This is a genomic window from Pseudoalteromonas sp. bablab_jr011, from assembly GCF_016464045.1.
GTDB lineage: Bacteria > Pseudomonadota > Gammaproteobacteria > Enterobacterales > Alteromonadaceae > Pseudoalteromonas > Pseudoalteromonas lipolytica.
The window spans coordinates 37,649-62,404 of the sequence record NZ_JACDWU010000166.1 but is presented as its reverse complement, the minus strand read 5'-3'; the positions used below and the strand labels follow the sequence as shown (position 1 = coordinate 62,404).

Annotated in this window: 23 protein-coding genes and 7 tRNA genes; 7 read left to right on the top strand and 23 right to left on the bottom strand. The window is 42.7% G+C overall.

The annotated features are described in order from the left end of the window. Positions 1-220 precede the first annotated feature (220 nt). Positions 221-979 carry a hypothetical protein gene (locus JIG41_RS08355; protein ID WP_065978727.1) on the top strand — a complete coding sequence of 253 codons (759 nt, stop codon included), beginning with the start codon at positions 221-223 and terminating at the stop codon, positions 977-979. A 26-nt stretch (positions 980-1,005) separates the two neighbouring features. Here the strand turns inward: JIG41_RS08355 and JIG41_RS08350 are convergent, their stop codons facing one another. Next, positions 1,006-2,298: an NCS2 family permease gene (locus tag JIG41_RS08350; RefSeq protein WP_065978728.1), complete on the bottom strand. Its 1,293-nt coding sequence runs from the start codon at positions 2,296-2,298 to the stop codon at positions 1,006-1,008. Between the two features lie 121 nt (positions 2,299-2,419). Here JIG41_RS08350 and JIG41_RS08345 point away from each other — a divergent pair, with 121 nt between their 5' ends. Continuing rightward, positions 2,420-2,884, top strand: a complete 465-nt coding sequence (locus tag JIG41_RS08345) for a sel1 repeat family protein (protein WP_036967474.1) — start codon at positions 2,420-2,422, stop codon at positions 2,882-2,884. A gap of 23 nt (positions 2,885-2,907) precedes the next feature. Here JIG41_RS08345 and JIG41_RS08340 read toward each other — a convergent pair whose 3' ends face one another. The 10 genes from JIG41_RS08340 to dnaQ all read right to left on the bottom strand — a co-directional run bounded on the left by JIG41_RS08340 (position 2,908) and on the right by dnaQ (position 6,853). After that, positions 2,908-3,630 (bottom strand): helix-turn-helix domain-containing protein, encoded by a 723-nt coding sequence (locus JIG41_RS08340; protein WP_199524557.1) that lies wholly within the window; start codon positions 3,628-3,630, stop codon positions 2,908-2,910. 276 nt (positions 3,631-3,906) lie between these two features. Beyond that, a tRNA-Asp gene (locus JIG41_RS08335) sits at positions 3,907-3,983 on the bottom strand. A gap of 50 nt (positions 3,984-4,033) precedes the next feature. Next, positions 4,034-4,110, bottom strand: a tRNA-Asp gene (locus JIG41_RS08330). 31 nt (positions 4,111-4,141) lie between these two features. Further along, a tRNA-Asp gene (locus tag JIG41_RS08325) sits at positions 4,142-4,218 on the bottom strand. Positions 4,219-4,255: 37 nt separating this feature from the next. Beyond that, a tRNA-Asp gene (locus tag JIG41_RS08320) sits at positions 4,256-4,332 on the bottom strand. Positions 4,333-4,363: 31 nt separating this feature from the next. Next, positions 4,364-4,440: transfer RNA gene (locus JIG41_RS08315), tRNA-Asp, on the bottom strand. Positions 4,441-4,480: 40 nt separating this feature from the next. Further along, a tRNA-Asp gene (locus JIG41_RS08310) sits at positions 4,481-4,557 on the bottom strand. A 27-nt stretch (positions 4,558-4,584) separates the two neighbouring features. Continuing rightward, positions 4,585-4,661 (bottom strand) — tRNA-Asp (locus JIG41_RS08305). Positions 4,662-4,759: 98 nt separating this feature from the next. Then, positions 4,760-6,133, bottom strand: a complete 1,374-nt coding sequence (locus JIG41_RS08300; protein ID WP_199524556.1) for a TIGR03503 family protein — start codon at positions 6,131-6,133, stop codon at positions 4,760-4,762. Between the two features lie 9 nt (positions 6,134-6,142). After that, positions 6,143-6,853 (bottom strand): DNA polymerase III subunit epsilon, encoded by a 711-nt coding sequence (gene dnaQ / locus JIG41_RS08295; protein ID WP_036967470.1) that lies wholly within the window; start codon positions 6,851-6,853, stop codon positions 6,143-6,145. Positions 6,854-6,921: 68 nt separating this feature from the next. On the opposite strand from dnaQ, the gene rnhA reads away from it, so the two are divergent. Next, on the top strand, positions 6,922-7,392 hold the full coding sequence (gene rnhA, locus JIG41_RS08290; protein WP_036967468.1) for a ribonuclease HI: 471 nt from the start codon (positions 6,922-6,924) through the stop codon (positions 7,390-7,392). A gap of 74 nt (positions 7,393-7,466) precedes the next feature. Then, complete coding sequence (locus JIG41_RS08285; protein ID WP_036967466.1) at positions 7,467-8,330, top strand: MBL fold metallo-hydrolase; 864 nt, start codon at positions 7,467-7,469, stop codon at positions 8,328-8,330. Here JIG41_RS08285 and JIG41_RS08280 read toward each other — a convergent pair. Next, positions 8,301-9,059: a class I SAM-dependent methyltransferase gene (locus JIG41_RS08280; protein WP_036967464.1), complete on the bottom strand. Its 759-nt coding sequence runs from the start codon at positions 9,057-9,059 to the stop codon at positions 8,301-8,303. The two genes, JIG41_RS08285 and JIG41_RS08280, sit on opposite strands and share 30 nt — an antisense overlap. A gap of 53 nt (positions 9,060-9,112) precedes the next feature. Here JIG41_RS08280 and gloB point away from each other — a divergent pair, with 53 nt between their 5' ends. After that, positions 9,113-9,886 carry a hydroxyacylglutathione hydrolase gene (gene gloB, locus JIG41_RS08275; RefSeq protein WP_199524555.1) on the top strand — a complete coding sequence of 258 codons (774 nt, stop codon included), beginning with the start codon at positions 9,113-9,115 and terminating at the stop codon, positions 9,884-9,886. A gap of 140 nt (positions 9,887-10,026) precedes the next feature. Then, a complete protein-coding gene (locus JIG41_RS08270; protein WP_036967459.1) occupies positions 10,027-11,610 on the top strand; it encodes a LysM peptidoglycan-binding domain-containing protein in 1,584 nt (527 codons plus the stop codon). 57 nt (positions 11,611-11,667) lie between these two features. On the opposite strand, the gene speB is transcribed toward JIG41_RS08270, so the two are convergent. From speB to JIG41_RS08250, 4 genes are all read right to left on the bottom strand, one after another. Further along, on the bottom strand, positions 11,668-12,591 hold the full coding sequence (gene speB / locus JIG41_RS08265) for an agmatinase (RefSeq protein ID WP_036967455.1): 924 nt from the start codon (positions 12,589-12,591) through the stop codon (positions 11,668-11,670). Positions 12,592-12,594: 3 nt separating this feature from the next. After that, positions 12,595-14,508, bottom strand: coding sequence for a biosynthetic arginine decarboxylase (gene speA, locus JIG41_RS08260; RefSeq protein WP_036967452.1), 1,914 nt, complete (start codon positions 14,506-14,508; stop codon positions 12,595-12,597). 195 nt (positions 14,509-14,703) lie between these two features. Beyond that, a complete protein-coding gene (locus JIG41_RS08255) occupies positions 14,704-15,165 on the bottom strand; it encodes a hypothetical protein (RefSeq protein ID WP_051501748.1) in 462 nt (153 codons plus the stop codon). 71 nt (positions 15,166-15,236) lie between these two features. After that, entirely contained in the window at positions 15,237-15,698 is a 462-nt protein-coding gene (locus JIG41_RS08250) for a GNAT family N-acetyltransferase (protein ID WP_036967450.1), read from the bottom strand. A 254-nt stretch (positions 15,699-15,952) separates the two neighbouring features. On the opposite strand from JIG41_RS08250, the gene cysZ reads away from it, so the two are divergent. After that, on the top strand, positions 15,953-16,663 hold the full coding sequence (gene cysZ, locus JIG41_RS08245; protein ID WP_174403856.1) for a sulfate transporter CysZ: 711 nt from the start codon (positions 15,953-15,955) through the stop codon (positions 16,661-16,663). Positions 16,664-16,693: 30 nt separating this feature from the next. On the opposite strand, the gene JIG41_RS08240 is transcribed toward cysZ, so the two are convergent. The 7 genes from JIG41_RS08240 to kdsA all read right to left on the bottom strand — a co-directional run bounded on the left by JIG41_RS08240 (position 16,694) and on the right by kdsA (position 24,755). Next, positions 16,694-17,194 carry a hypothetical protein gene (locus tag JIG41_RS08240; RefSeq protein ID WP_075593694.1) on the bottom strand — a complete coding sequence of 167 codons (501 nt, stop codon included), beginning with the start codon at positions 17,192-17,194 and terminating at the stop codon, positions 16,694-16,696. Next, positions 17,191-20,769, bottom strand: coding sequence for a PKD domain-containing protein (locus JIG41_RS08235; protein WP_199524554.1), 3,579 nt, complete (start codon positions 20,767-20,769; stop codon positions 17,191-17,193). Before JIG41_RS08235 ends, JIG41_RS08240 begins: the two co-directional genes overlap by 4 nt. 15 nt (positions 20,770-20,784) lie before the next feature. Continuing rightward, positions 20,785-21,870, bottom strand: a complete 1,086-nt coding sequence (gene rlmM, locus JIG41_RS08230; protein ID WP_199524553.1) for a 23S rRNA (cytidine(2498)-2'-O)-methyltransferase RlmM — start codon at positions 21,868-21,870, stop codon at positions 20,785-20,787. 9 nt (positions 21,871-21,879) lie between these two features. Beyond that, positions 21,880-22,248 carry a DUF423 domain-containing protein gene (locus JIG41_RS08225; protein ID WP_199524552.1) on the bottom strand — a complete coding sequence of 123 codons (369 nt, stop codon included), beginning with the start codon at positions 22,246-22,248 and terminating at the stop codon, positions 21,880-21,882. After that, positions 22,245-22,889 (bottom strand): alpha/beta family hydrolase, encoded by a 645-nt coding sequence (locus JIG41_RS08220; RefSeq protein WP_036967440.1) that lies wholly within the window; start codon positions 22,887-22,889, stop codon positions 22,245-22,247. Before JIG41_RS08220 ends, JIG41_RS08225 begins: the two co-directional genes overlap by 4 nt. A 1-nt stretch (position 22,890) precedes the next feature. Further along, complete coding sequence (locus tag JIG41_RS08215; RefSeq protein WP_036967434.1) at positions 22,891-23,787, bottom strand: transcriptional regulator GcvA; 897 nt, start codon at positions 23,785-23,787, stop codon at positions 22,891-22,893. A 113-nt stretch (positions 23,788-23,900) separates the two neighbouring features. Continuing rightward, on the bottom strand, positions 23,901-24,755 hold the full coding sequence (gene kdsA / locus JIG41_RS08210) for a 3-deoxy-8-phosphooctulonate synthase (protein WP_036967432.1): 855 nt from the start codon (positions 24,753-24,755) through the stop codon (positions 23,901-23,903). Between the last annotated feature and the right edge of the window lies 1 nt (position 24,756).

Genomic DNA, 24,756 nt, shown 5'->3' with positions numbered 1-24,756 from the left:
ACTTTTATCGCGATTCTTTCTAAGGCTACCACATTCAACTGTGACTCGGTAGCGATGTTTATTCATAAAATACTCAATAAACATGCTTGCTTAACACGACCCTAATAAAAAAGAATGGTTGATTGATAGTTTATTGCACATAAGTATGCGCAAAACTATCCAGATGTAATATTTTTAATGTAAGATAAAAAAATTAGATAGTGAAAACTGAGATTTAGCTATGATTGTTTCTATCATCATTATGCTCATTGTTGCCTTGATTGTCATTGCACTGTGGGTAAGCGCGGTGCAACAACATAAAGAAAAACAAGAGTCAGAGCGTCGCAAAGAACTAACAAAACAGAAAAAAATCATCGAAGAAGCAGAAGAAGTACTGCTCAATAGTACAAACATTCCGATGTCTGAAAATATTTTACGTATTATTCAACGCCGTGTTTATGATGCATTAGCGAGCATGGTGCAGCTATCACCTAACTCAAAAGAACTAAAAAGTCGCTTAAACGAAGCTAAGCAGCGCTTGACCTTGCCAATTGACTCTAATAATTCTGATGCACTTGTATTACCCGATAATGACAAACAATTAATTTCACTGATCCAAAGTATCAAAAAGTTACGTGCATTACTGCGCTCTGAACATGGTAAAGGCAAAGTAGATAGTCAGGTATTTGTGGCCGAGGATAAGCGTTTAGAAAAGTTGCAATTAAGAATCAATGTTGAAAGCCAAATTAAGCGCGGTATTTCAGCGCGTGCAGCAAACATGGTTGGCTCAGCACGTCAGTACTTTGAAAAAGCGTTAGCCACACTTGCTTCTGTAAGCTACAGCGATGACTACATAAATACTAAAAAGCAGGAAATCGAAAATTACTTAGAAGCTATCAGCACGGAGCTAAAGGCGTCGAACGCAACATCAAGAAAGAAAAAAGCAGAGCAAGAGCAAGACGATTTAGATGTGTTATTTGCCCCAAAGAAAAAGTGGTAATCCACTTTTTCTTTGGTCTGCATTCATTACGATAAAAACGCGAATTTAATAATAAATAGTGCAGTTAGTACCCATACACTCACACTGATTTCATCTTTTTTACCACACACTAATTTAACCGCAGTATACGCAATAAAACCCAGTGCAATACCATGCGCAATTGAAAATGTTAGCGGGGTCATTAATAGCACTACGCTTACAGGAATTGCATCTGTCATGTCATCCCAATTAACCAGCTTTAAATTTTGCATCATTAAAACAGCCACGTACAATATCGCGCCTGCTGTTGCGTAGGCTGGGATCATACTGGCAAGCGGTGCAAAGAACATCATAAGCAAAAAGCAAATTCCGACGACTACCGCCGTTAAACCTGTACGCCCACCTACAGATACACCGGCCACTGACTCAATGTATGATGTGGTTGTCGACGTTCCCAGCATAGAGCCTGCAATCGTGGCAGTACTGTCCGCACTCAGCGCTCGGCCTAAACGTGGCATTTTGCCTTGTTCATCAGCAAGACCCGCTTTTTGTGTTACAGCGACAAGCGTGCCTGACGTATCAAATAGATCTACAAAGAGAAACGCAAAAATAACCGTCAACATCGAAATTTCTAGTGCGGCTGCAAAATCTAATTGCATAAACGTAGGCGCAATTGAAGGTGGCATAGAAACAATGCCTTTGTATTCAACAAGATCTAAACCTAATGCGATGCCCGTCACTAACAAGATACTGATCAGCACCCCACTTTTCATATCACGATACAATAGCGCAGCAATCACAAAGAAGCTTAAGATAGCCAATAAAGGGCCAGGCGCAGTAATATCACCTAATTGCACCAGTGTAGCAGGACTTGCGACGATTATCCCTGCATTTTTTAATGCGATTAGCGCTAAAAAAGCGCCAATACCCGTTGCGATAGCACGCTTTAAAACCAAAGGAATCGCGTCGATAATCCATTCTCTGACTTTAAATAAGCTCAAGCATAAAAAAATACATCCCGACATAAACACCGCACCAAGCGCTGCTTGCCAACTGTAACCCATACCAAGTACGACACCATAGGTGAAAAATGCATTTAAGCCCATGCCTGGAGCCAACGCTAATGGGTAATTTGCCCACAACCCCATAATAAAGCAGCCAATCGCCGCCGCAATACAGGTTGCTACAAACGCAGCACCTTGGTCCATACCTGCTTCTGCTAGCATGGCTGGATTAACGAAAACAATATAAACCATAGTGATAAATGTTGTGATACCCGCAATGGTTTCACGGCGGACTGACGTGTTGTTTTCACGTATTTTGAAAAGTCTTTCGAACATGTTGAACTTTAAGTTAAGATTAATTGGCTAATTTTATCATATTTTCTCATAATTAGAGGACAATTTACCTTGCAATGTTCTAAACTAATAAGGTCTTTTATTTCAAGAAAATAACTAAACTATGTCTGATAAATCGCCAGTAGGCTTAGATTTAGAGCAACAACTTGACAACGTACTTGCCTTTATAACGCAGCCTGATACAGGGGATGAGCCACAAAAAAGTACGCAATCAGTTGAAAAAACACTAAACAAAGCGTTGTATTATCTTAAAAACGAACAAGCGCCACTTGCCGCAAAGTGGATGCGTTTAGCTGCAATGGCAGGTAATCATAGAGCACAATTTTACATGGGGCTGTTTTTTATAAAAGGCCAAGGCGTGCCGCACAGTGTTTTCCATGGTTCAGTTTGGTTGAGTCTCGCCAGCAGCCAAGGTTACGAGCCTGCAACCGCTGCCCTAAATGATTTAAGAAAGCACATTAGTACTCGCCGTCTGCAAGACGCACAAAGCTATGCAGCAACGCTATATGAACAAATCCACCAGCAACAATTTTCGCACCTTATTCCACACAACCCTGACGCCAATTAACAAGCGTCAGGATTCACTGCTAATTACGAGTGTTTTGTCAGTTTGCTCTCAAAGGCGATAAGCCCTGCGCCTATCACAACCAATAAAATACCAACAAACTCAAGCCATACATGGCCTTTATGCGATTTAATAATAGGTGTTTTTGAAGTTACACTAAATAAACGCCTGCCCTGTTCGCCTGACTCGACGAACGAAGTGCCTTTATAGTCAGGTGAAATAATAAATTTAAAATCACGTCTGTTAGTCATTTCGCGATGTTTTGCATCTATATTTTCCCCGCTTTTATCTACGAGTAGTGTTCGCCAATCATAAAAAATACCATCCGGCTCATTATCTTTCACTACACCGTATGATTTGTACTCATAAAATTCTGTGTTAAATAACTTTTCTTGATGGCCTAAATAAAATAGCGCACAACCTAAAGCACTTATCAGTATGGCGCTATAAATCAGTGAACGCTGTTTAATAAATTGTTTGTTAGTTTGTTGCTTATACCAAGCTTCAATATCAGGCACATTAATCAGCCGAGCTTTATCTACTGAGTGTTTTAATGGCTGCATAAAATCACAAATGGTTAAATTGAGTGCGGCTAATATAGAGCGAAATGTGTCATTAGAAGGCACTGACTTATCGTTCTCAAGTTTTGATAAGTAGCTTTGCTCTATCCCTACTTGCTCAGCAAATTCTGGTTGACTTAGTTTAAGCTCACTACGATAGTGTTTTAGTTGTGAACCGAATGTACTCATAACGCATGTCCTTTTCTATTGTGGAGCGGTCATTCTTTGCTATTCATGCAGAAATAAGAAGCTGAATAAATATGAATAGTGAAGAATATTAGCAAGTTAATTGGAAAGATACGAGATACGAGATACGAGATACGAGATACGAGATACGAGATACGAGATACGAGATACGAGATACGAGATACGAGATACGAGATACGAGATACGAGATACGAGATACGAGATTATCAGAATAAAGGGGTGTTTTTTAAAATCAATCATTTGTTTGAGGAAAACAAATGGCGGAGTGGACGGGACTCGAACCCGCGACCCCCGGCGTGACAGGCCGGTATTCTAACCAACTGAACTACCACTCCGCAGTGGTATGTGCATGGGGTAATGCACTAAATTTGTTCATGATATCAAGTGGCGGAGTGGACGGGACTCGAACCCGCGACCCCCGGCGTGACAGGCCGGTATTCTAACCAACTGAACTACCACTCCGCAGAGATATCATTGTTATTACTTAATTTGTTGGCGGAGTGGACGGGACTCGAACCCGCGACCCCCGGCGTGACAGGCCGGTATTCTAACCAACTGAACTACCACTCCGCGATACAAATTTTGTAATTAAATAGCTGTTAAATAGTGGCGGAGTGGACGGGACTCGAACCCGCGACCCCCGGCGTGACAGGCCGGTATTCTAACCAACTGAACTACCACTCCGCAGTATCTGATGCTATTTATTTTTTCCTATTGGCGGAGTGGACGGGACTCGAACCCGCGACCCCCGGCGTGACAGGCCGGTATTCTAACCAACTGAACTACCACTCCGCAAAGGAAAATGTTTTACAACCATTAGTTGTGTAAGTATTGGCGGAGTGGACGGGACTCGAACCCGCGACCCCCGGCGTGACAGGCCGGTATTCTAACCAACTGAACTACCACTCCAGCGCGTACTTACAAATTGTCGAAAATTGGCGGAGTGGACGGGACTCGAACCCGCGACCCCCGGCGTGACAGGCCGGTATTCTAACCAACTGAACTACCACTCCACAATTTCGTTGCTGACTGAGTCTCCCCTGACAGCGGCGTGAATAATACGAATCACCCTCTGGTTCGTCAAGGGCTTTTTTGTATTTTTACAGGTTTTTTAGTCATCTGACATCGAAAGGTTTAAAATTTCACCTGATTTGTCATTTTTTGAACCATTTTTGCCAACTTCATTTTCATTCGTTGCTTGCTCAACATTTTCAGATGAGCTTTTTTTCTTTAAAAACGGTAACGATAATTTGAATTTAAGTGGTTTCTTTTGCACAAAAATACGAATGGCTAACCACCCTAATAGAAGAACGATTAAATTTCCAACAACAATAAGTGTCACCATTAGCACAGTGGATGCTTTTTTTTCTTCTTCTAGGATTCTTTGCTGCTCAGCTTGCGCTGCTAAATCGACTTCTGGACGAACAATTTCAGGTACAACCTCAATGGGTCGTTCAATTTCAAATTTATACGTCGGCAGCGTCGCCATAAATTCACGGTCATTTATATTGCTACCAAACACCGATAGCTCGACACTGTATCGACCCCAATCATAATTTTTGATTGCTAATTCTCTGGTTTGAGATTTATCAGCATCAATTGAAAACATTTGCTCTTCATTATTGGGGTAATAGATTTTACCTTGAATAAGCACTGTTTCTGGTTTGACGATTTCAGGGTTTAAAGTAATCGTTAAGGTATGCTCATCGGTATCTTGCTTTGCTAATGCCATGTCATAGCTAAAAGGAGGCTCATGAACAACAATCGGCTTTTGTACTACAGTGCGTTTTAATATAGGTGTTTCTATATATAACTCTGGTTGCCACTCCCCTGCTGGGAAGACTAATTTAAACTCCCCGGTAAACACACCATCAAGGGGGCGCTCATCAAATCCACGACCATCATCTTTAAAATCGGTAACAATTTGTGTGCCCGCTCCAAAATTAGCGAAGTCACTGTTATTGGTACTTACAAAATCAACATGTAGACTTATGACATCTCGAAATTGCCCCACCTCAATTGGCTTACCATCATTGAGTACTCGGCCTGTTAATTTAATGGTTTCGCCACGAAACAACATGGGAGGGAGAGGGTCTACACGTAATTCAATTTCGCCTAATACCATTACTCGACTGTCTGGCAAAATACTGCCAACGACTTGCCAAGGGCCAGGCATCGGGTCTGTGATGGTGATCAAATCGTAGCTTAGTTCATCATGCCAGTCTAAATTGGCGTTCTTCACCGAGTCAGTCGCGTAGTACTTGCTGCCATCTGGGCGTACAAGCACCACGGCGGGTGCACCGCGTTTACGGAAAAATAATAACGTAATTTTATCAACTTTGTGATCAATGCGAAAACGGTTATCTAGTAGAGGAATTTCATTTTGAATCCCGTCACGCTGTAACGGGGTTATTTTATCTTGCTCAGTGGCAAGTCCCATCAAGGGCAATACACACACTAATCCTGCTAGAAGCTGTTTTCTCATTTTATTACCTTATTCTGCACGCCATAAGCATTGACCGCCTTTTGCGACCAAGTCTAAACGCTCTTCATGAGCGGCATGCTCTTGCTCTGTGGCCTTTAATACAACCAGTGGCGCTCTATCAGCGCTCACGCGTCGAATACCACCCATTTGTTGCTCTGAACCTTCATCTTTATTCTGATTTAAATTTAGCTTAACTTGCCCACCTGTCATGGCGAGGTAAACGTCGGCTAAAATCTCGGAATCCAGTAATGCGCCGTGTAAGGTTCGCTTTGAGTTATCAATATCATAACGACGACATAACGCATCAAGGTTATTCTTTTGACCAGGATGCAAATCACGCGCCATCTTCAAGGTATCAAGAACTTGACAGACATCTTCAGTATTCGGATAGCCCTGATTCAACAGCGCAAACTCATTATCCATATGGCCGATATCGAACGCCGCGTTGTGGATGACAAGTTCTGCGCCTTTTATGTACTCAAGAAATTCATGCGCTATTTGGTGATACAACGGTTTATCACGTAAAAACTCATTAGTAATACCGTGAACATCGATGGCTTCTTCTTCAATGTCACGCTGTGGATTAATATACACGTGAAAATTGTTGCCAGTAAGGCGGCGATTTACAAGCTCTACACACCCGATTTCAATAATCCGATGGCCTTGCTTTGGGTCAATACCCGTGGTTTCTGTATCTAAAACTATTTGTCTATGTGCCATATCGTCTTAAGCCTGACTCTGGTATCTTTCTATAATCACTTTATTGTACATAATATCAAGGTAAAACAGTGCAAAAAACCGTAGAGATTTACACCGATGGGTCATGTTTAGGTAATCCGGGGCCAGGAGGTTATGGCGCAGTGATGCGGTATAACGGTCATGAGAAGCAATTAAGCCAAGGATATACCCTTACTACAAATAATCGGATGGAAATGCTCGCAGCCATTGTTGCACTCGAAACATTAACCCGCCCCTGCCATATTATCCTTACTACCGACAGCCAATATGTCAAACAAGGTATTGAGTCATGGGTTGAAAACTGGAAAAAACGAGGCTGGAAAACCGCAGCCAAAAAACCCGTCAAAAATGTCGACTTGTGGAAACGCCTTGATGCAGCTTGCCAACGACACACCATTGAGTGGCGCTGGGTAAAAGGTCACAGCGGGAATAAATACAATGAACTCGTTGATGACCTTGCCCGTGAAGCAGCAGGTGGCGATGCCCTACTTGAAGACACCGGTTACGACGAAGCAAGTTAAAAATTAACGCAGAGCATTTAAAGTTTTTGTTATATGTTATAAGATTTAGCTATAACAATAATTAAGGACTCATTATGGCTCTGCGCATTCACTCTTTTTTTCATCAACAAAGCGCAACTTTGTGCTATCTAGTATGGTGTGAACACAGCAAACACTGCCTACTTATTGATGCACCAGCTGATTTTGATATGCCAAGTGGAGAATTAAGTTTTAGCACTGCCAATGAAATTATCGCCTACATAAAGCAGCATAAGCTCTCATTACAGTGGTTGCTCGAAACACATGCTCATGCAGATCACATTACCGCATCAAGCTATATTAAACAGCAACTGCAACACGCTCACCCATGTAAACTGGGCACCGGTGAAGGCATTGTTCACGTACAAGCACATTTCAGTAAGCTTTATAATATTGATATGCCATGTAATGGCGAACCCTTTGAGCAACTATTCGCTGATAAAGCACAGTTTCAGTTAGGGGAATTTACAGTCGATGTTATTGCCACCCCCGGCCACACCCCTGATAGCGTGTGTTATCACATAAATGGCAATGTATTTGTTGGCGACACTTTCTTTATGCCAGACAGCGGCACAGCACGTTGTGATTTCCCAGGCGGCAGTGCGGCTGAGTTATATGATTCTTTACAACGTATTTTATCACTGCCGGATGATACCGTGCTTTGGATGTGTCACGACTATCAACCCGACGGCCGAGCACTCGCGTATAAAACAACGGTTAAAGAACAGCGAGAGCAAAACGAGCATTTAAAAGGTGATAAACAGAGTTTTATTGCAATACGTGAAAGCCGAGATGCAACGTTAGCAGTGCCAAAATTGTTGCATCCGTCGATTCAATTAAATATTCGCGCTGGCCAGTACCCGCTTAAAAGCGATGACAAACAGCACTATTTAGCTATCCCGCTCACAGTGCTGCTTTGATGTTTGGCGAAGACCTGCGCCTTTTACAGGTGAAAATTGAGGTCTTGCGTGCCATTTAGGTTTAATTGGCGTCAGTGGTGCTACTCGCTTGCGTGCCACGAGTAAATAGACACTGCCCATGGGCTTTAAGTAATGTTTACCAAAGCGACGCCATGCCGCAAATCGCGATAATCGATTACCTCGTGCAAGCGACGAATGGATAAATCGCTCATCAGAAATAATTTCGAACCCTAATAAATTCAGCCAGTCTTTCACGCGTGAAGGGGTAAAAAAGCGCCCCGTCCAAGGCAGCTTTTGACGGCTAAACGGCAACAATTGAGCCAAGCCACATAAACTAAATGGATTAAAACCGCTTATTACAATGTATCCACCTGGGATCAGCGTACGGTGTGCTTCTCGCAATATATGATGCGGGTCAGAATGGTACTCTAAGCAATGAGATAAAATACACGCATCGACACTGTGCTCATAAAAAGGCAGTTCATCAACATCGGCAATAACACCGGTAAATAAGCCCGGCTCAGCAACACAAACCTGATGCTTAATGGGGCTCTCACTCGTAGCAAGCTCGCCACTTAAATTACCTAATTTAAGCATGTGGTAACCAAACATGCGTGGCAACCAAGGTGTTAACTTTCTTTCAATTTCAGCACGCAAATAGTCCCCATGAGGGAACTGCTGCCACGAGTACGGCTTAGGACCTTCTTGAAAACTAAGGGCTGGTTTCATTTTCTGAGCTCGTTATACTGTATCTTAACTGTCACTTTATAGAGCAATTAAACATGGTGCAAGTTAAAGCAATTAAAGCCTTTTCTGATAATTATATCTGGTGCATTGTAAATAATGACCAACAAAGCACTTGGGTCGTTGATCCAGGCCAAGCAGACCCCGTTAACCAGTATCTTGATGAGCATAACCTCACCTTGGCAGGTATTTTAATTACACACCACCATTATGATCACACTGATGGTGTTGAGCCATTGCTCAAAACCAACCGTGACATTCCCGTATACGGGCCAAGACACAGTCCGTTTAAAGGGATTAATCATCCGCTTTCAGAAACAGACAAAGTCACGGTTTATGATCGCACATTTACAGTGCTTGCGACACCTGGCCACACTTTGGATCACATTTGTTATGTTAATGATGAATTGAGCTTTACGGGCGATACACTCTTTAGTGCTGGTTGTGGCCGCTTATTTGAAGGCAGTGCAGAACAAATGTGGCACTCGTTATGTAAACTTAAATCGCTGCCTGATGACTGTAAAATCTACTGTACCCACGAATATACGCAAGCCAACTTAGCGTTTGCTAAGGCGGTTGAGCCAACAAATGAAGCATTATTGACGTACAGTGATAAAATAGACGCATTAAGAGCGAATGATGACATCAGTCTGCCCACCACCATTGCCACTGAAAAACAGCTAAATCCATTTTTACGCAGTCATTTGCCCCACATAACTGACCAGCTACCCGACACGCTAAAAATTAATTTTAACTTAAATGAACCTTGGCAACGTTTTGCTAGTCTCAGGGCGTGGAAAGATAATTTTTAAAACGTGTATTATCTTGGTTACAATTTTGTATTTTTAGATCAGTACGTTGTAAAAATAAGCTGACATAAATTGGTCATAAAGTGGCAATATGTTCTCTGAGCAGGTAATATTCGCCGAGTTTTTTTACCTGATGTATGGGTATGTATAAGTCTCCTTTAGTTTTAACGCTTGCGCTGGTTTTGAGTGGCTGTCAATTAACAGCAACTGGCACTGCTGGGTCAGATAATGACAACCGTGTTGAGCAACAGCTTGCAGGCGCAAGCCCCAGTGACATCAATGATGCATTGATGCTCAACGCACAGTATCAGCAATTAGCTGATACTGATGAGCCCCCCCCAGTATTTGATGATGTATGGGAGCGTATTCGCTACCAGCTATCTATTGATGTACCGCAAAATCGCCCTGTTGTCGCCGAGCGTAACTACTATGCACGCCATCAAGCATACCTAGATCGTATCGCCAAACGTGCCGAGCCTTATCTTTACTTTATTGTTGAAGAAGTCGAAAAACGTGAAATGCCTATCGAAATTGCACTGCTGCCAATTGTTGAGAGTGCATTTGATCCCTTTGGTTATTCACATCGCAGTGCATCAGGCATATGGCAATTTATGCCACAAACAGGCGAGCGTTTCGATTTAAAACAAAACTGGTGGTATGACGGTCGTCGCGACATCGTGCAATCAACGCGGGCTGCTTTAGATTACTTATCCTATTTGCACAAGACCTTAGAAGGTGACTGGTTAAATGCAATTGCAGCCTATAATTCAGGTGAAGGTCGTTTACTAAGAGCGATTAAAAAGAACCGTAAGAAGCATTTACCGACCGATTTCTGGTCGTTAGATTTACCCAAAGAAACCACCTCTTACGTACCAAAGCTGCTCGCACTTTCTGATCTTGTTAAACGTAGCGATGAATTTGGCATTAAGTGGCAACCGATTATTAATGCACAAGTTATCGATGTCGTTAACGTAGGAAGTCAAATTGATTTAGCCCTCGCTGCAGATATGGCAGGTATTAGCTTAACGGAGTTATACCGTTTGAACCCCGGTTTTAACCGCTGGGCAACCGATCCGAATGGGCCGCATTTCTTATTATTACCATCAGATAAAATAGACACCTTCTCTGAGAAATTGGCAAAAACAGAGCAAAAAGATCGTTTACGCTGGCAACAGTATGTTGTGGCGCGCGGCGATAGCTTATCGGTTATTGCGAAAAAGTTTTCAACCAGTGCGGGAGCGATTAAAACACTCAATAAATTGTCATCAAACACAATACGTGTTGGGCAACAATTATTAGTGCCTTTAAGTGATGGCGAAATTAACAGCCAACACCTGCCAGACTCTGTTCGCATGGCTGCAAATAAAGCAACGCGAAAAAAACTGAGCCATAAAGTAGCCAGTGGTGACACGTTGTGGGACATAAGCCGCGAATACGATGTCACAATTGCTGAACTTGCTAAGTGGAATAATCTTAAGAAAAATGCCGTGTTACGTGTTGGTCAAACACTAACGGTGTATAAAGATGAAAAAACACAGCTTGCAGCGACTCAAACGACCGAGCGCACCATTACCTATAAAGTTCGCCGTGGCGATTCATTAGCACGTATCGCTGCTAAGTTTAATGTCTCTGTGGATGATATTATAAAGTGGAACTCGTTGGCTGGGCAAAAATACATTCAACCAGGCCAAAAGTTAAAATTAAGGGTCGATGTTCGCAGCGCCTAAGTTTAAACTTACTGCCAATAAAAAAGAGCGCCTAAGGGCGCTCTTTGCATCTCACATTTAGTATTTGTGTTTTAAGGCCCACAAATGCAGTAATTCATTAGCAATCGTGGCTGCAGCAATGGCTGTAAGCTCACTTTGATCATACGAGGGTGAAACCTCAACCACATCCATACCCACCATATTAATGCCTTTAAGCGCTCTTAATATTTTTAACACTTTATCACTGGTTAAACCGCCACATACTGGTGTACCAGTTCCTGGTGCAAATGCGGGGTCAAGGCAATCAATATCAAAAGTCAGGTAAACAGGTAAGTCCCCTACTCGCGCTTTAATTTGCTCTGCAATCACATCTGCCGACAGGTCATTTGCTGCCATGGCATCAATGACCGCAAATTCATGTTTGCTCTGATCAAAATCAGTGCGAATACCAATTTGAATACTGTGGTCAACGTCAATCAGCCCTTCCATCGGCGCATGATAAAACATAGTACCGTGGTCATAGCGTGAACCATTACTGTAAGTGTCTGTGTGCGCATCAAAATGCACCAAAGCCATTTTACCATGCTGTTTGGCATGTGCGCGCAACAATGGCAACGTCACAAAATGGTCGCCACCTAAACCTAGTAACGTTTTACCTTGACGTAAAATTTGCTCAGCCGCTAATTCAAGCTGCGCAGTGAAATACTCAGGGTCGCCTACGGGGTAGGTAAAATCCCCTGCATCCGCTAACTTTAAGCGCTCAAACAATGGGAATGTCCAAGGGTATTTGGTTTCTTCCCATGCAAGGTGTACAGAGGCGCGGCGTATAGCGTCTGGACCTAGTCGTGCACCTGGACGCCCCGATGTTGCTAAGTCAAAAGGTAAACCTAATACCACGACATCCGCATCAATTGCAGTGATGTTTTGCACCATTGGCTGGCGTAAAAACGTCATGCCGTTTGAATATAACGAATGATCTGTATGGTCAAACAATGTCGACATTGCTTATAACTCTTCTAAATAAGTGTAACCGCTTAAGCCAGCTTGCAGCTCGTCTAACACGCTTTGCTGTTCAGTTTCTGGCAGTTTTGTAGCCACCAGCTGAGCATAAGACTGCTGGAAGCTCTCTACATCTAAATGCACATAACGCATCATGTCAGCCACCGAATCACCTTCGTTAATTTCAGTGATCTCTGCCTGACCTTGCTCATCCATTTTCACAATTGCGCTGTGTGTGTCACCAAATAAATTGTGCATATCGCCTAAAATTTCTTGATAAGCACCCACTAAGAAAAAGCCCATTAAATATGGTTTTTCTTCGCTATATGCAGGCACAGGTAGCGTACTTTCAATGCCTTGGCCATCCACATAGTGCTCCATGGCACCATCTGAATCGCACGTAATATCAAGTAGTACAGCACGTTTTTGTGGTGCTTCTGTTAAACCACTCAATGGCAAAACAGGGAACACTTGGTCAATACCCCATGCATCGGGTAGAGATTGAAACAATGAAAAGTTCACAAAAAACTTGTCTGCTAAACGCGCGTTCAATTCATCGATAATTGGACGATGAAAGCGGTTTTTATTATCCATGTGTTTGTTAAGTTCATAACAGACACGAAGGTTAACTTGTTCCGCCCATGCACGCTCTGTTAAATCAAGTAAACCCAGTGCAAACTGATTATGCGCTTCGGCTAAATCACTTTGACTATCATGGTAGATTTCAATCAACGCACGGTCGTCGTTATCACCACTTAGCTGTTGCCACGATGTCCACATATTGTTTAATAAAAGAGGTGCATCGGCCGCAGGCGCAAGAATATCTTCAGGCTCGTAGCTTTCAGTACCAATCACATTCGAAATCAATACCGCATGATGCGCAGTCAGCGCACGGCCAGATTCAGAAATAATACGCGGCATTGGTTGCTCATACTGCTTACAGGTATCACCAATGGTGTAAACAATGTTATTCGCATATTCGCTAAGACTGTAGTTCATCGAGTTATGTGATTGACTGCGTGTGCCATCGTAATCAACTGCTAAGCCACCACCCACATCTAAGCACTCTATTTGCGCACCTAACTTGCGCAACTCACAGTAAAAGCGTGCCGCTTCGCTCACGCCTAAACGTACGTCACGAATATTGGCCATTTGCGACCCTAAGTGAAAATGCACAAGCTGAATTAAATCTAATTGTTCAGACGCTTTTAAGCGATTTACCACGCTCAGTACTTGCGATGCCGATAAACCAAACTTTGATTTTTCGCCGCCACTCGCTTGCCACTTGCCTTTACCTTGTGACGCTAAACGAACACGAATACCAATACGAGGCTTCACGTTTAGCTCTTTTGCTTGGCTGAGCACCATGTCTAATTCAGATAGCTTTTCCAGTACGATGTAAACCTTATGACCCAGCTTTTCGCCGATAAGTGCCAGACGAATATACTCTTGATCTTTGTAGCCATTACATACAATCACTGCACTGGTTTTTTCTGCCATCGCTAAAACGGTCAGTAGTTCGGGTTTACTGCCCGCTTCTAAACCTAATTGTTTTTTCTCAACATCGGCTTGGCTTGCCACAATTTCCTCAACCACTTCGCGTTGTTGATTCACTTTAATTGGGTAAACAAGCAGGTAATCTCTCGGATAACCATAGTTTTCAATCGCCGTATTGAATGCCTGACACAGGCTGTGTACACGGTGATGTAAAATTTGAGGAAAACGCACAAGCGCCGGCAAACTTAAACCTTTGTCTTGTAGTTGCTGTGCTATATCGATAAGTGCAATGGTTTGCTCTGGGGCATGGGCCTTTGGCGCAACATACACATCACCTTGATCATTTATACCAAAGAATCCTTGGCTCCAATGACGAACATTGTAGCTCGTGCGAGCTTGTTCTAGTGATGTTGTCTCTTTCATCTATCTTTCTCTTTTATTTAATGGTGCCAAAATCGGCAAGGGTATTGCCGCGCATTAAAAGAAAAATAGTGACTTAAGTCCAACAAGTATTTTTACTCGTAACGAGTGATTTTTGATGTGAGAAACTGATTAAGTTGTAGATTACATTGGCTGAAGAATCAGCGTATTTAATAACGTGTTTAGTACGTGGCGTTCTCAGTGCTTAACGTGAATAATTTCGTCAGCCTTTGCAGAGGAAGACCCTAACTGTCGCCACGCTTCATATTGCTCACCATTACGCCACGTGATACCGATATACTCTTGCCAATGTTCAAAGTCTTTACTTCTGTATTTTTCAACCCCACATCCTCCGGCACCAAAGGCAACACGACAGAGTTTAACAATCAGGTAGGTGCCATCAAACTCTAACTGGCGCGGGTTTTCAGTTGAACTGGAGCAAGTACTCAAAAAGCGAGGCGGTATTTTCAATATAATTCGCGAGGTAATTTCACCCTTGTCATTAAAAACACCGGTTACCGAATGGCATGAATTGAAATAAAAGGTATTACTGCCAACAACAAGGTCAGAAGGGCTATGTTTATTACGTTGCTCGGGGGATACACGCACCGTGTCTGACTGTTTATTATCGCCACATGCACTGAGTACAATAAGCGACAAAAAGCCAAACAGACGCGCACATAATTTAACTATAACAATAACCCCATAAATAATGTGATTAGGTTAACTCGTTATTGATTAAGCCCTAATTCCATAAATAAACTTTGTGGGTTTTCAGTGTAATTACCAAACGGCCCACAACGATGAAACCCCAAGTTCTCATACAAACTAATTGATTCTGTTTGCTTAGGGCCTGTTTCCAAGCGAATAAGGGGAATTTGTTGCTCTCCCGCATGATGCAGTAAAATTTGCATAATACGACGTGATAACCCTTTACCTCGATAGCTTGGTTTTACATACAAACGGCGAATTTCGCCATAAGGCGGATTCCCTTCTTGCATCACAATAGCACCGCAGGCAACAATACCATCCTCGTTTTTTAAGCCAATTGCATACACGTTAGGTTCTGCTAATTCTTCGACGCTTAATGATTGTGCTGTTGCAACTGGATATAAAGAGTTTATAAGTCGGTCTATATCAGAAAACACGTGTACTACTTCAGGATCATGTGGATTTAAATCGACTAACTGCATAAAACTCCCATCTTGAATATGTCATTTTTGTTAATTCTGTTAACAATAATATCGGATCATCGTCTGATCCTCTAGTGCTGTTTTCATTATTCGTTCTTATCGGTACGTATGACTACCATACTACCGCGTAGTTCCTTGCTATGTAACTGAAAAAACACTTTGTTACGGAAAAAGGCTGTTCAAATACAGTGAAAATCATATACTGCAAACACGAAGTAATAATGAGAGGTTATCGCGTGCAGTTTACTCAAGGTATGGAATACTTCTTTTCTGGCTTTAAATTAATTAGCCAAAAAGGGTTAAAACGTTTTGTACTTATTCCTTTATTAATCAACATCGTACTTTTTGGCAGCTCACTGTTCTTTTTATACGGCTGGCTTACCGATGGCTTTGCCTATTTAAACTCGCTGTTACCAGAGTGGCTTAGTTGGCTTGAATGGTTAATGTGGCCTATTGCCGTATTAGTGATTTTATTTAGCTACAGTATGTTGTTCACCGTCATCACCAATTTTATTGCCGCCCCCTTTAATGGCTTGCTGAGTGAAAAAGTCGAGCTATTTTTGACGGGTCAAAAAGTCAATGATGATGGGCTACTTGATACCATGAAAGATGTGCCACGAATGCTTGGGCGTGAATGGACAAAACTCTGCTATTACTTACCAAGAGCAATTGGCTTTTTTATCTTGCTATGGATTTTACCTGTTATTGGTCAGCTCTTATGGGTGTTGTTTACGTGTTGGATGTATGCCGTTCAATATGAGGATTACGCATTTGACAATCACAAAGTCAGCTTTAATGATATGAAAGATGATTTAAAAGAAAAACAAACTCTCTCTTATGGTTTTGGCCTTGCCGTTATGGTGCTTACAGCAATCCCCTTTGTTAATTTAATTGTGATGCCTGTTGCAGTCTGCGGAGGCACCCGTTTATGGGTTGATAATTACCGCAGTAAATACCGCCGTTAAATCTTAAAAGCCATTAAGCCAATAGTGACACTATTGGCTTTTTAGTACCGTGTAATCGAGTTTCACCGGTAAAGGGTCTGAAAGACCTAAATCAGAACGCGGTTCTTCAAATTTACTAATAACCGCATCATACGTATTTTCGCCGATATTGACTGTGAACGGTTGTGCAAGCTTGGTGATTATTTTAAGTTCAGCGTGCTTGTTTTCTAATTCTAATAAGCCATCTTCCCGTGTTTTAACAAGTAAAAAATGCGCGCCGTTTTCAAAGACAATACGAGCTTGATGAGATTGTCGGTGCTCTGCACGCCAATGCCCTTGCTGAAAAACAGTAATAACATCACTGACACCATCGGGCTCCAACAGACGCTCTTTTTTAAACTCACATTGTTCACACCCTTTTATTGATTCTGCTTGCCAATTAATCGGGTAACCATCAAAGCTAAGTCTTGATGACATTTGCCATGCAGAATCTGCAGCAGGCTTACAGCCACAGAGCGCGAACATCACACTTATATACACGAAGGACTTCATGGGTTTTCACCTTGTGATGTTCTTACTGCTTGGATCTCTTCTAATAAATAACGTGGAGGAGCTTGCTCTTCAATGATGTGTTGAACAGGCACTTGAGACACATCAGATTGATCATTTTGAACAGTATTAATTCCTAAACGGTTACCCGAGAAAAAGGTATAAAAGCGCAGCTCAATAAGGCTCCACTCATCGACATCACTCAACGTTGAAAGGTTACTATCGCCATTGGTGTCTTGGCTTAAGGTTTCAGTAAGATCTAAATTACAGTTATAGTCTATCGCAGTGGAACCTGGGTAGCCCAAGCCATTTGCTTCATTAATATTTGCTTCGTCGAGTGCATTTCCCAAACCATGAGAAAACGACATCACAAAGTTATCGGGCGACCCTTGTGGGCCATTAATAAGGTCGGCTGTTTGCACACCACAATTTGGGTTGTTTCTATAACGACTTGAATAATAACGGTCACCTTCATTATTTCCTATTGTCGCTAAACCGCGTAATTGATAAAGATAATTCATAATACTTAGATGGTTCGGCTTATAGTTCACGGCATTATTACCGCCATGATCAAGCCCTAAATTATGACCCAGTTCATGCATGATTGTCGCAGCCTGGTAGTTATAGGCTAAATTGGTTGAGATTTGATTGTCCAACGACAAGCCCCAGTTACCAAGGCTTATCATTAAATCGTTACCGTTAATTTCGGCAACGCCAGATGACCCTGCGCTGCCATCAACATTGCGGCTATTCGCCATTAACATGTAATGAAAAATCGGTTTACGGCGCATATCGAAATTAGCCATTTTATAATGAAATAAACTCTCAACGCCTTGGTTAAAGCTATACGGTGTATATTGCCTAAAGATAACACGGTCACCGCCACCTAAATCATGATCAGCAGGTGATACCCCCTCAGCTTGGTGAAATAAATCACCCACATCAAAATGCACCACGATGTTTTCTGCAGCGAATGACGATGCCACTTTTTCAAGCGCCGTCCTGTGAGGTGTAATGCCTGCATCACTGCTGTCCATGTAATCTACTTCAATAAAGATATCTTTTTGATTTGCTCTGGCTCCCCAATCATAAAGTGGTAATCCAGCAAATGTTGAGCCTGGTTGCTCTGAGCAATCAGGAATACCGTCTTCGTCTTCATCTAACGAACACGTGATATCATTGACCCCCCCAGGAGTGGTAAAGGTGCTGTATGTCCAGTCGGTGGCACTATTCGTATCTGTGCTGCTCTGGTCACGCTTGATACTTGAGCCCGTAAAGTTCAAGATTGTGGGTGCCGCTCCCGTTTGCCATTGACCCACCGATGTCGGTTCCGTTGTATCATTTCCAAAGCGAACAAAGTCAATAGTTTGAGCTTGATCGCTCGTCAGTAATTCAATAAACCCATTCAAAAACCAATAAGGGCGAACGGTGGAACCAATGTCTCCAATAAAGGCAATGTATTTATTCTGATCAGCAGCATCATAAAATAATGAATCCCCAAAGCGGCTGTGAATAATCACATACTCACCGGCAGCAAGAATTTGATTAGGTAGAGTAAAAATCGTAGAAGCCGCAACGCTATTATCCGCGCTATCACGACTCTTAACCCTGACGCTGTAATCAACCAAATTCACATCACTGTTAGTGCCATTGTAAAGTTCAAACCATGGGGTGTCGTTCGTAAATCGAATCGCCACCACCTCGGTGATTTTTAAATCTTCGCTGCCCGTCGTAAATGTTGTAATAATCTGCGCAGACACGGGCGTATCGGCAAAATTAACTAAGTCACTGGTCAGCCTTAATTGATATTGTGTTGACTCACTCAAAGCAGCCGTAAATTCAGCACCGTTAAAGTATTCACTGGTATTCGCTTCTGGGCCTGATAAGACCAGTGAGCTAAGCGCTAAACAACTGTTAAAGTTATCTGCTGATAATTGCACTGAGCCAGTACACACCCCTTCGTTTTCATTAAACGATAAGCTTGTGGTCTTCATTACGTCAGATAACGAAAATGAGATACGCGCGTTTGCACTCACCGCCTGACTGTTATCCTGTGGGCTCACATTCACGACAGTGGCTGCTGTTGTGTCTGTGATTGTAACGCTGACTGTCGCCTCGTTACTGTCAACACCATCTGATACGGTCACTTTGAAGGGGGCTTGAGCAATACTATTTTCTGCTGGCTGATATTGGTAATTAAAACGTGTCGCATTGAGCGTAGTGATGGTTGCTCCCCCAATGTCACTGGCAAAAGTAACCGATAACTCATCATCGTCAGCGTCACTTACGTTAACCGTGAAATCCCTCGGTTGATTAAACTCCGTAGTAAAGGCAATAGCGTCAATAGTGGGCGCTTTGTTGACATGTACAATCGTAAACGTCAGCGTTAACGATGATATCGCCCCCATGTCATCGGTTGCCGTGACTAACAATACGACCTCACTATTTACAGACACTTCGGGGGCTGTAAAACTAATTGCTTGGCCATTTTGAACAAAGTTTAGTGTGGGTCCACTTTGTTGCTGCCACGCAATTTCACTGACTGTGCCATCAGTGTCGGTCACAATAACACTGATTGACGCCTCAGTGAGCTCAGTAATATTGGCAATAGGGTCAGCCGTAATCACAGGGGCTACATTTACAAAATTTTCAATCACGACATCATATTCGGCCAAGCGTGTAGCCCCGTCGTTATCTGTAACAATGACTTGAAAACGCACGCCGCTATCTGCATCGACTTCAGGGGCTGTAAACATCAATTCGCTACCACTGGCAGTAAATGAAGTTGTAGGGCCTGATACTTGGCTCCAACTGTAATTTGTAATGCTGCCATCGCTATCAACGGCAACCGCACTTAATGTGCCCTCCACCCCTTCTCGGATTGTTTGCTGCCCAGAAATTGATACTGTAGGAGCAATATTGGCACTGACCACAACACTAAAATCTGTGCTTGTTTGCTCACCAAAGTTATCTGTCACGCGCACAGTAAATGCCAATTCTGTATTACTGCTCACTGAAGGGGTCGTAAAACTGATTTCACTACTGCCATTACTAAATGCCACACTTGGCCCAGCTGTTTGACGCCAGTTATAACTCAGGACTTCACCGTCAACATCGGTGGCATTTGCACTGAGTGTTATTATATTGCTAGAGGGGGAGGTTTGTGGGCCCTGTACAACGATACTCGGTGCTTGATTAACATTAACAATGGTCGCTGTATACGAGGCACTGGCTGTCGCACCTTGATTATCAGTCACGGTGACTGAAAAACTGATGGGGGTATTTTCGTTTACGGCGGGAATAGCAACAGTGAGTTGCTCATTACTGCTGGTTATACTGACTGTAGGGCCGCTTGTTTGCTGCCATGTAAAGCGGCTAATAGTGCCATCTGAATCACTTGCTGATGCCGAAACTGTCAGTGTTGAAAGTTCATTAACTTGGCTATTGCCCGACACCGTGACTTGTGGCGCTTGGTTGCTGGCAGATGCAGGCTCATCGCTGCCGCCTCCGCCCCCACACGCGGTTAAGAAAATAAGGAATAAAATACACAACCAAACCGTTACTATTCTATTCCCCATTTTGCTATCCTCTATTTAACTGTATAGGCTTTGCGGCACCTTTGTGACATTTAAATGAACCGTAACCTCTTCACGGTCATGGTATAAATGTTTTGCCTGAAGCTCATAACTAACGCCGTATTTTTCAAGCTCTTCCTTAATCATCTTTAAACATTCATAAACACTGTCGAAGCGTTTTTTCATTGGCAGTTTAAGATTAAAAATAAGCTCTTTTGCGTACGCATTCACGGCCCAATCAATCATAAGATTAGTAACTTTTGCTGGCTTTTCCACCATATCACATACTAACCAATGAATATTTCGCTTTTCAGGACGGTATTTAAAGCCATCAACACGGAAATGTTTTACTTGTCCAGTTTCCATTAAATCATCGTTCATTGGGCCGTTATCTATGGCACTAACAAACATACCACGACGAACCAATTGGTATGTCCAACCACCCGGACACGCCCCTAAATCAACGCCTCGCATTCCTGGCTGCAAACGGTCTTCGGCTTCATGAGGCGGAATAAACACATTAAACGCTTCATCAAGTTTAAGAGTTGAACGGCTTGGTGCGTCATTTGGCATACGCAGGCGTGGGATACCCATAAAAAATGGCGAGTTATTAAAAGTATACGAATACCCTACATACGCAGTGTCATTACTTAAAAAGAGTACATGCAGCACAGGCTTTTTATCAGCAAGTTCACGCGTAACCGTCGCGCGTTTTTCGAGGGCTTTTTTTAGCGGTGTCGAAATCTTTTTACAAAATTTAGACAACTCTTTACCTTCATTGGTATCTGGGGTTTCAACTCGTAAGTCACCACCGGATGGAAAATCAACGGTTGCATTCACAATCGCACTGACCCTGTCTTCAAGCGGCATATTATCGACTAAAGTACCGGTAAACCATTGGCGGGCAAAGACCATGTTTTTGAAATCTATTTTTTTTATAATTTCATCGCCATGGCTCGGATCAAAACATTCATAGACGACAATTCCAGTGTTCGGCTTCGTTTTTACATAGCCCGCAATCCCTTGTTCCGCAGCCTGAAAAGTGATTTCAGCGGCAGCGTCGCTTTCAAACCCACTGCGACAATAAATAACAACACTCGACATAGATAACCCTTAAAATTTATACCGTGCGGCTTGAACTAATAAAATAGTCCAACCAATAATAAAGCACACACCGCCTAGGGGTGTGATTGGGCCAAGCCATTTCGCACCTGTTAATGCGAGTAAATATAGGCTGCCACTAAATAACAAAATACCGGCGATAAAAAAGCCACCAGCCCAACTTAAGTTCATTCCCCACTTAATTAAAATCGCGATGGCGATTAAGCCCAAACCATGCATCATTTGATATTCTGCAGCTGTTTTAAAAATACCTAATGCATAGTCGGATACGCGGCTTTTTAAACCATGCGCAGCAAACGCGCCTAGCACAACCGACAGCATGCAAAACAGACTCCCCGCGATTAAATAAAATTTGATCATTGTGAATCTCCATCAATCAACTTAAGTATAAATTGGGCCGCAAGGTTCGCAGCGTGTTGTAAGTTATCGTCTTCAGTTAAACCACTTTTCTTACGCGGTTTTAATGAATGATCACCGTCTTTTAGCCAGCTAATTTCTGGCGGATTATTCATTTCAAGCTCGGCTAATTCTTGCTGATTACCAAAAGTATCGCGTTCACCTTGAAGTACTAAAAAGGGGCATGGCATATCGATGAAGTGATCGATACGAAGCTTATCGGGTTTTCCGGGAGGGTGAAACGGGTAGCCAAACGCAACAACACCAGCAACCTCTACAGCGTCCTCTTGTGTGCAAAGCATAGAAGCCATTCTACCGCCCATCGACTTTCCGCCAATAAATACAGGTAAATCTGGCTGACGATGCGCTAACACTTCAGCAAAATAAGCCAGCAGTTTAGGGGCACGATCTGGGGGCCTGCGTTTATTGGTCTGTTTTGCGATTTGCATATACTGAAAGTCAAATAACGCCACATCAATCTGATGCTGGCTAATTAACGTTGCCATATTTTGCATGAACGCTGAGTCACTTCCCGCCCCTGCGCCATGAGCAAATATAAACTGTGCACGGGCATCACCCGTTGCACTTTTAAACCACTGTAACATGTTAATACTCTTGTTCTTGTTCAACTAAGCTCAGCATCCAGTCTTTGAAAGAAACTATTTTCCCCAGTTCTGTTTGCGATTCGCGTATCACTAAATAATAGGCATTTTTACTTTCTAATGAGTGATTAAACGGTATCACTAAGCGCCCGGCATCAATATCGGGTTTTGCTAAGACACTATTCCCAATTGCCACGCCTTGACCATGCACTGCCGCTTGGAGCACCATTGATGAGTGACTAAAAATAGGACCTTGGTTTACTTGGACATTACGCACTCCGGCTGTTTTCATCCACGTTTTCCAATTTTTACGCGTTGTGTCATGCAACAGAGTATGGTTAGCCAAATCACTCGGCTGATTTAAAGGCTTAGGCCCTGTTAGCAGCATGGGACTGCATAACGGCACAAGGTATTCTGTGTGTAACTTGTAAGTTTGTACGCCACTCCAATGACCACGACCATAGTAAATGGCAATGTCTACATCATCAGACAATGAATTTTCGTCTTGGTCTTGTGCTTTTATTCGCACATCGATTTCAGGGTGTAACTCATTAAATAAACTAAGCCTTGGCACCAACCATTGAATAGCAAAACTGGGCGTTAAACTAACCGTTAAAGACCCTTTTGCCCCGCGTGCTAATAACTTTTCAGTGGCATCAATCAGCTGAGTAAATATCTCTTTAATATCGAGAAAGTACCCTTGCCCTTCTTCCGTTAATAATAGCGAACGATTTTTACGAAGAAATAATTTAAGGCCTAAATGCTCTTCCAGCGTTTTAATTTGGTGGCTGACCGCGGCTTGTGTCACATACAGCTCTTCAGCTGCTTTGGTAAAACTCAAGTGACGCGCTGCAGCTTCGAACGCTTTTAGTGCATTTAGGGGAGGGACACGACGAGACATAAACACCAAGCTTAGAATTAGTTTTTCTTATGCGTCGATTATAGCGATACAAATAAAAAAAGGCGACCTTGGTCGCCTTTTTCGTCATTAAATACTCATTAATACTGAGTATTCTATAAATCGCTTGCGCTGGTGTCTAACGGTGCAAAGCTTTTAATTAAATCATCAACCGCTTTCATTTGTGTTAAATACCCTTCAAGCTTACTTAGTGCAAGGGCGCAAGGGCCATCACATTTTGCTTCGTTAGGGTTAGGATGCGCCTCAATAAACAGACCCGCAATACCTAATGCCATACCACTGCGAGCAAGCTCTGCCGCTTGCGCACGACGACCATCAGCCGAATCAGCACGGCCACCCGGGCGTTGTAACGCATGCGTTGCATCAAAAATAACCGGAGCCATTGGCTTCATGTCATCCATACCGAGCATATCAACAACAAGGTTATTGTAACCAAAACTTGTACCACGCTCACACAGCGCCACATTATTGTTGCCTGCTTCATTAAATTTCTTAATGATATGACGCATTTCGTGCGGTGCTAAAAACTGTGGTTTTTTCACGTTAATAATTGCGCCTGTTTTCGCCATCGCGACAACTAAATCAGTTTGGCGTGCTAAGAAAGCAGGTAATTGAATAACATCAACTACCTCTGCCACTGGCGCAGCTTGGTGTGGCTCATGCACGTCGGTGATGAGTGGCACGTTAAACGTTGTTTTAATTTCTTCGAAGATTCTTAACCCTTCTTCCATCCCCGGGCCACGATAAGAGTTAATTGATGAGCGATTTGCTTTATCAAATGACGCTTTAAAAACATACGGGATATTTAGCTTCGAGGTTACTTCGACGTAGTGCTCAGCAATGCGCATTGCTAGGTCGCGAGACTCAAGCACGTTCATACCACCAAACAACACAAAGGGTTTGTCGTTCGCTAATTCAATCTCGTTGATTTTAATTAACTGGTTGTTCATT